This is a genomic window from Synechococcus sp. R6-10, assembly GCF_047461815.1.
GTDB lineage: Bacteria > Cyanobacteriota > Cyanobacteriia > Thermostichales > Thermostichaceae > Thermostichus.
This window is the reverse complement of record NZ_JANSHW010000014.1, coordinates 1-5,317: the sequence shown is the minus strand read 5'-3', so window position 1 is coordinate 5,317 and position 5,317 is coordinate 1. Positions and strand designations below refer to the sequence as shown.

The window sequence follows — 5,317 nt, the reverse complement described above, 5'->3', positions numbered from 1 at the left end:
GGACAAGGGTTATAATGGGGGGGAGTCGCTTCCCTTCGGGGAAGTGGAATTAATGGAAACGCTGTAATTAAATTTCAACCCATGAAGTTTTTTGAAAAATACCTTACCGTTTGGGTCTCGCTATGCATTGCTGCAGGCATTGGTCTTGGGAAAATACTGGGGAATTCTGTTTCGGTGCTTGAAAGCTGGCAGATATATACCATCAACATTCCGGTAGCGGTGTTGGTTTGGATGATGATCTACCCGATGATGGTACAGATTGATTTTTCATCGATAGGCGGTGTTTCAAAAAATTGGAAAGGGCTGGCGCTGACAGTTACTGTAAACTGGCTGATCAAACCTTTCACCATGGCATTGTTTGGATGGATTTTCTTTAAAAATCTGTATGCTACCTGGATCACTCCGGAAGATGCAGACCAGTACCTGGCAGGCGCCATTCTGCTGGGTGCCGCACCCTGCACAGCCATGGTGTTTGTGTGGAGTTATTTGGTAAAAGGCGATGCCAATTATACGTTAATACAAGTTTCAGTCAACGATCTTATTCTGCCGGTTGCATTTGTACCCATTGTAAAATGGCTGCTGGGAGTAACCAACATACAGATACCGTATGAAGTACTGATTACTTCGGTGGTTGTTTTTGTTGTTATACCGCTAACTACGGGTTATCTGACCAATCGGATATTGCCTCAACGAAAAGGAAAGGATTGGTTTGAACAAAAATTTCTTCCGGCACTTCGTCCTGTTTCCATACTAGCATTGCTTTCAACCCTGGTTTTACTCTTTGCCTTTCAGGGCGAACACATACTGGATCATCCATACACCATTTTGTTGATAGCCATACCACTGACCATTCAAACCTACTTCATATTTTTTATAACCTGGCTGGGTGGAAAATTGCTCCGTTTATCACATCCGGTTTGTGCACCGGCTGCGATGATTGGTGCCAGTAATTTTTTTGAACTCGCAGTTGCCGTGGCCATATCACTTTTTGGTCTTAATTCAGGTGCGTCGTTAGCCACGGTGGTTGGTGTACTCATAGAAGTACCCATCATGTTATCGTTGGTAGCCATCGCTAACAGTTGGAGGTATTAAATGAAAAAAATCTTGGTTTTATGCACAGGTAATAGCTCCCGTAGTCAAATGGTACATGGTTATTTAGAAAATCTGTTACAAGGTAAAGCTCATATTTACAGTGCCGGTATTGAGATACATGGCGTAAATCCGAGAGCCATACAAATCATGAAGGAAGATGGAATTGATATCAGTCATCATACCAGCAACCATGTAAATGAATACTTAAACATACCCTTTGATTACATCATCACGGTATGTGATCATGCCAGAGAAAACTGTCCGTACATACCAGGTAATTCCATTCGCATACATCATAGTTTTTCTGATCCTGACAAAGCAACCGGAAGTGAAGAAGAAATTATGCATGCATTTCGTATGGTTCGAAATGAGATACGCACATTCTGCGAAGAATTTTCAAAGACTATCATTGCTTAATCCTAGTAAGAAAACACAAACAAAAAAGCCCTGTAACCGGGGCTTTCTGATTTATTTTACAACCATGATGCGTTGTGTTATCGCTTGTTTTCCGTCAGATATTCTAAGAAGATAAATTCCAGAAGACAATCCGTCTGTGATCAAAGTTATTTGCTGCTGAGATGGAGCAATGGTAAATTGCTGCAACACCTGACCCAGTGTTGTTATCAGTTCTCCTTTCAACGGTTCGGCAGAAGCCAATTGCAGAGCAATGGTAATCATATCAGTAGCCGGATTGGGATACACCAAAAAGTTGGAGGTATTCATCACTTCATCCACCGAAGAACAGTTAAGTACTGTAACCGATGCAGTCGCAGTTGCTGTACATCCGTTAGTAGCTGTGGCTGTAACGGTATAGGTAGTAGTGGATGCAGGGCTTACATTGATGGAAGCAGTATTAGCACCTGTATTCCAAGTAAAACTATTACCACCAGAAGCAGTAAGATTTACAGAGCTTCCCTGACAAATAGTACCGCCACCACTTATAGTAGGTGTGGGCAAAGGATTCACCACAATACTGGCTGTTGCCGTGTTTGTTCCGTTTAAATTGCTAGCTGTTAATGTTACAGTATATGTCCCCGCTGAATTAAATGTTACAGTAGGACTGGCAGCTGTACTTGTTGAAGGAGTTCCGCCGGGGAAGGACCAGCTATAGGAAGTAGCATTGGTAGATGTATTGGTAAATGTAATACTTTGCCCTGCACAGATGTTAGTTGATGAAACATTAAAAGAAGCGCTTGGTGGTGTATTGGTTGCAGCACTAATGTTTATATCATCCAGATAAGTAACATTTCCCCATCCACTTCGCAATTGGAATCTGATTCCGGCGGCGGTTTGAGAAGCATACGGGCTTAAATCTATTGTCTTGGTTGCCCATTGTGATGGGGTAGGTACAAATGCAGTGGTCATATCAGGTGCTGTAGCCAATGGACTCGGGCCTGTATTATTACCATAAGATGCTAATCGTATCCAAGTATTGCCACAATCAGTGGTGATACTTACTATTAATGAATCAGTCGCTTCCCTTCGGGGAAGTGGAATTAATGGAAACTGGAAGGTGGAGAGGGGAGAGATGACGGATCGAGTGGTTGCTTCCCTTCGGGGAAGTGGAATTAATGGAAAAATTAATGGAAACAAACCAAGTGATCCCCTTTCACTTCCAGCCAGTGCCCACCTGGATAATCGGGGCTACGGCTGCCTCGGTCTGCTTTTAAGAGCTGGATCCCGGCTTCTACCTGTTCAAAGGTGGGGTGGTGGGGCAACACCAGGGACAAAAACTGGAACATTACCTGCCGCTGCAGAGCCAAGGGGGCAGCCCGCAAGGGATCCCGTCGCAGCCCTGGCAAAGCGGGCTCATACACCTGCTGCCATAGCTGAGCTGCTTGGGCTACCACCAGCTCATGTTCTGCTTGGAGCAGCGTGGCAGCCCGATTCAGGGCCGCTTCCAGTTGCGGATTAAAGTGCTGCTTCAAGTAGGGCATCACCTCCAGGCGGAGACGGTTGCGGCCATGGGCCAGATCTTGGTTGCTGCGATCCGGCCAGACCGGCAATTGGTGCTGCTGGCAAAATTGTTCGGTTTCCCAACGGTATAGACCCAGCAGGGGTCGCACCACCTGGGCAGAGGTGGGATCCCGGTCGTCTAGGTGCCGCTGCCAATCCAGGCTGCTCAGCCCGGCGGCTCCTGTTCCCCGCAACAAGTTCCACAAAAACGTCTCTGCTCGATCCGTGGCCGTATGCCCCATCACCACGGCGCTGCAATCCCAGATGCGGGCCCATTTGTCCAGTTGTTGGTAGCGCCAAGCCCTGGCCCCTGCCTCATCTCGGCGGATGGGATCCGCAGTCTCAACGGCATGAGGCAGTCCCTGCTGCTGCAGCCACCCCTGCAAAAAGCGAGCACACTCCGTTTCATCTGCCGACCAGCGGTGATCGCAATGCAAAACGAAGAGCTGCCAGCCCCAGCGAGGCTGTAGATCCCGCAGGATTTGGAGCAGGCAAAAAGAATCTTGCCCGCCCGAAAAAGCCACCAGCAGCCGCTGGCCAGGGTGAAGAAGTTGCCGCTGCCGAATGGCGCACTGTACCCGCAGGTGGAGAGGAGAGAGCCTGGCCACAGCTTGTTATTGCTCAGGTGCAACCCAGACCCTGCCTGCCTTCATGGGATCCCTTAGGCAAGAGCTCGGGTCAGATGAGAGGCCACCGCCTGCACAGCAGCAATGCTGCGCTCGTAGGCCATTCGGGTCGGCCCCAGCAAGGTGACCGTACCCAGAGGAGCTGAGCGACGGTGGTAAGTGGAGGTGATAACCGTACAGTGGTGCAGAGACTCCAGTGGATTCTCGCTGCCAATGTAGATGATCACCGGGGTCTTGCGGGCAGACTGTCCTGACTCTTGATCCATCTCCGTTGAGCTCGGCAGAGAGGGCAAACCCCCATCGGCAAAATGGAGCCCAATCATCCCCTGCAGTTGCTTGGCTCCCTCCTCGATCAACTGCATCACTGCCTGCACCTGCCGGGCCTGGGAAAACTCCGGCTGACGCATCAACTCGGCCATACCGGCACTGAACACCTGCCCCAGAGAGGGCTGTAGACAGCGTTGCACCACCGAGCGCAGCAGTTGCTGGAGCCAATGGCCGTAGGTACGAAATTCTTCATCCAGTTTCAGCCAGCTTAGATCCTGCAACTCGGCAAAGGTTTTGCCCCGCAGCTTCAGGGTGAGAAAGTTGCTGAGCAATTGCAGTTCATCTTCCAAATCCTCGCGGGAGTCGCTGGGCCAGTCGGGGGGGCTGACCAGAGCCGAATGGGTTTGATAAGAGTCGGTTACCACCAACACCATCACCCGCCCTGGCGCTACCGACACCAACTGCACATGATGAATGGCTACCACCGGCCCCTGAGGAGGAGTGATGAGAGCAATGCAACCGCTCAGATGGGCCAAAAGCTGGGCCACCCTTTGTAGGAGACTGTCCAAGTCATCTCCCAGCTCACGGCCAAGCTGATCCATCAACTGTTGCAGAGCGGGATGGGGATCCGGCTGAGGAGCATCGTGGGGGATCCCACCGCTGTTGGCGGAGGTCAACAAATCGTTGACATAAACCCGATAGCCAAAGTCGGAAGGAACCCGTCCGGCGGAGGTGTGAGGCTGAAACAGCAATCCCACTTGCTCAAGGGTGGCCAAGTCGTTGCGAATGGTGGCCGTGCTTACCCCAAAGTTGTAGGACTGGGCCAAGGTTCTGGAACCGACAGGTTCAGCTGTAGCAATGTAGCTACGCACTGTCGCCCAGAGAATCTTCCGCTGGCGGGGAGTCAGTTCGAGTTTCATAGCCGATCAAAAGAACCCAGTCAACGCCTATCAAAGGAAACTGTTAATACAGAGCCGGTAAATTGCTCCAGGATAAACCAACTCAGAGCTGAGATAGGAATCCAGACAGACTTTTACATCTTCTAATCTATATGCATCTATTGTTACTCTTTATATAGCGGGTTGCCTAGGAAGGAAGTTGCAAAACCCGATGTCGGAAGAGGTTGAGACTGCTGCTTGTGCAGGAGAGAGTGAAATCTCTTGTAGCCTGGGCTCCCCTTTTTTGCCCAGAGGTGGTAGAAGATGAACTACGGCTAGCCACCTTGTTGCGTAGCAACAGTCCGCTGCGCCAAGAGTGGGGATTTCTGCGCATGAGTTCGGTCAACTCTAGGCCAACTGGGCCTGCTGCTGTCCCCCCTGTATCCTTTTGTATCTTTGAGGTTGTCCCGTGTACTTATCCCCCCAGGAGAAAGACAA

General features: G+C 49.9%; 5 protein-coding genes. 2 read left to right on the top strand and 3 right to left on the bottom strand.

Features of this window, described 5'->3' with window-relative positions:
* Positions 1-81 precede the first annotated feature (81 nt).
* Both arsB and NW837_RS00465 read left to right on the top strand, forming a co-directional pair.
* Entirely contained in the window at positions 82-1,092 is a 1,011-nt protein-coding gene (arsB, locus tag NW837_RS00470) for an ACR3 family arsenite efflux transporter (RefSeq protein WP_414328751.1), read from the top strand.
* A complete protein-coding gene (locus NW837_RS00465; protein WP_414328749.1) occupies positions 1,093-1,509 on the top strand; it encodes an arsenate reductase ArsC in 417 nt (138 codons plus the stop codon).
* 51 nt (positions 1,510-1,560) lie between these two features.
* On the opposite strand, the gene NW837_RS00460 is transcribed toward NW837_RS00465, so the two are convergent.
* The 3 genes from NW837_RS00460 to hrcA all read right to left on the bottom strand — a co-directional run bounded on the left by NW837_RS00460 (position 1,561) and on the right by hrcA (position 4,861).
* Entirely contained in the window at positions 1,561-2,457 is an 897-nt protein-coding gene (locus NW837_RS00460; protein ID WP_414328748.1) for a T9SS type A sorting domain-containing protein, read from the bottom strand.
* Positions 2,458-2,672: 215 nt separating this feature from the next.
* Positions 2,673-3,656: a tRNA lysidine(34) synthetase TilS gene (gene tilS, locus NW837_RS00455; protein ID WP_414328747.1), complete on the bottom strand. Its 984-nt coding sequence runs from the start codon at positions 3,654-3,656 to the stop codon at positions 2,673-2,675.
* A gap of 53 nt (positions 3,657-3,709) precedes the next feature.
* Complete coding sequence (gene hrcA, locus NW837_RS00450; RefSeq protein ID WP_414328746.1) at positions 3,710-4,861, bottom strand: heat-inducible transcriptional repressor HrcA; 1,152 nt, start codon at positions 4,859-4,861, stop codon at positions 3,710-3,712.
* Positions 4,862-5,317 lie beyond the last annotated feature (456 nt).

Bases quoted from the DNA above. Each gene is read 5' to 3' on its own strand.
- NW837_RS00465 (WP_414328749.1), top strand. From the start codon at position 1,093: ATGAAAAAAATCTTGGTTTTATGCACAGGTAATAGCTCCCGTAGTCAA.
- NW837_RS00460 (WP_414328748.1), bottom strand. From the start codon at position 2,457: ATGACCACTGCATTTGTACCTACCCCATCACAATGGGCAACCAAGACA.
- arsB (WP_414328751.1), top strand. From the start codon at position 82: ATGAAGTTTTTTGAAAAATACCTTACCGTTTGGGTCTCGCTATGCATT.
- hrcA (WP_414328746.1), bottom strand. From the start codon at position 4,861: ATGAAACTCGAACTGACTCCCCGCCAGCGGAAGATTCTCTGGGCGACA.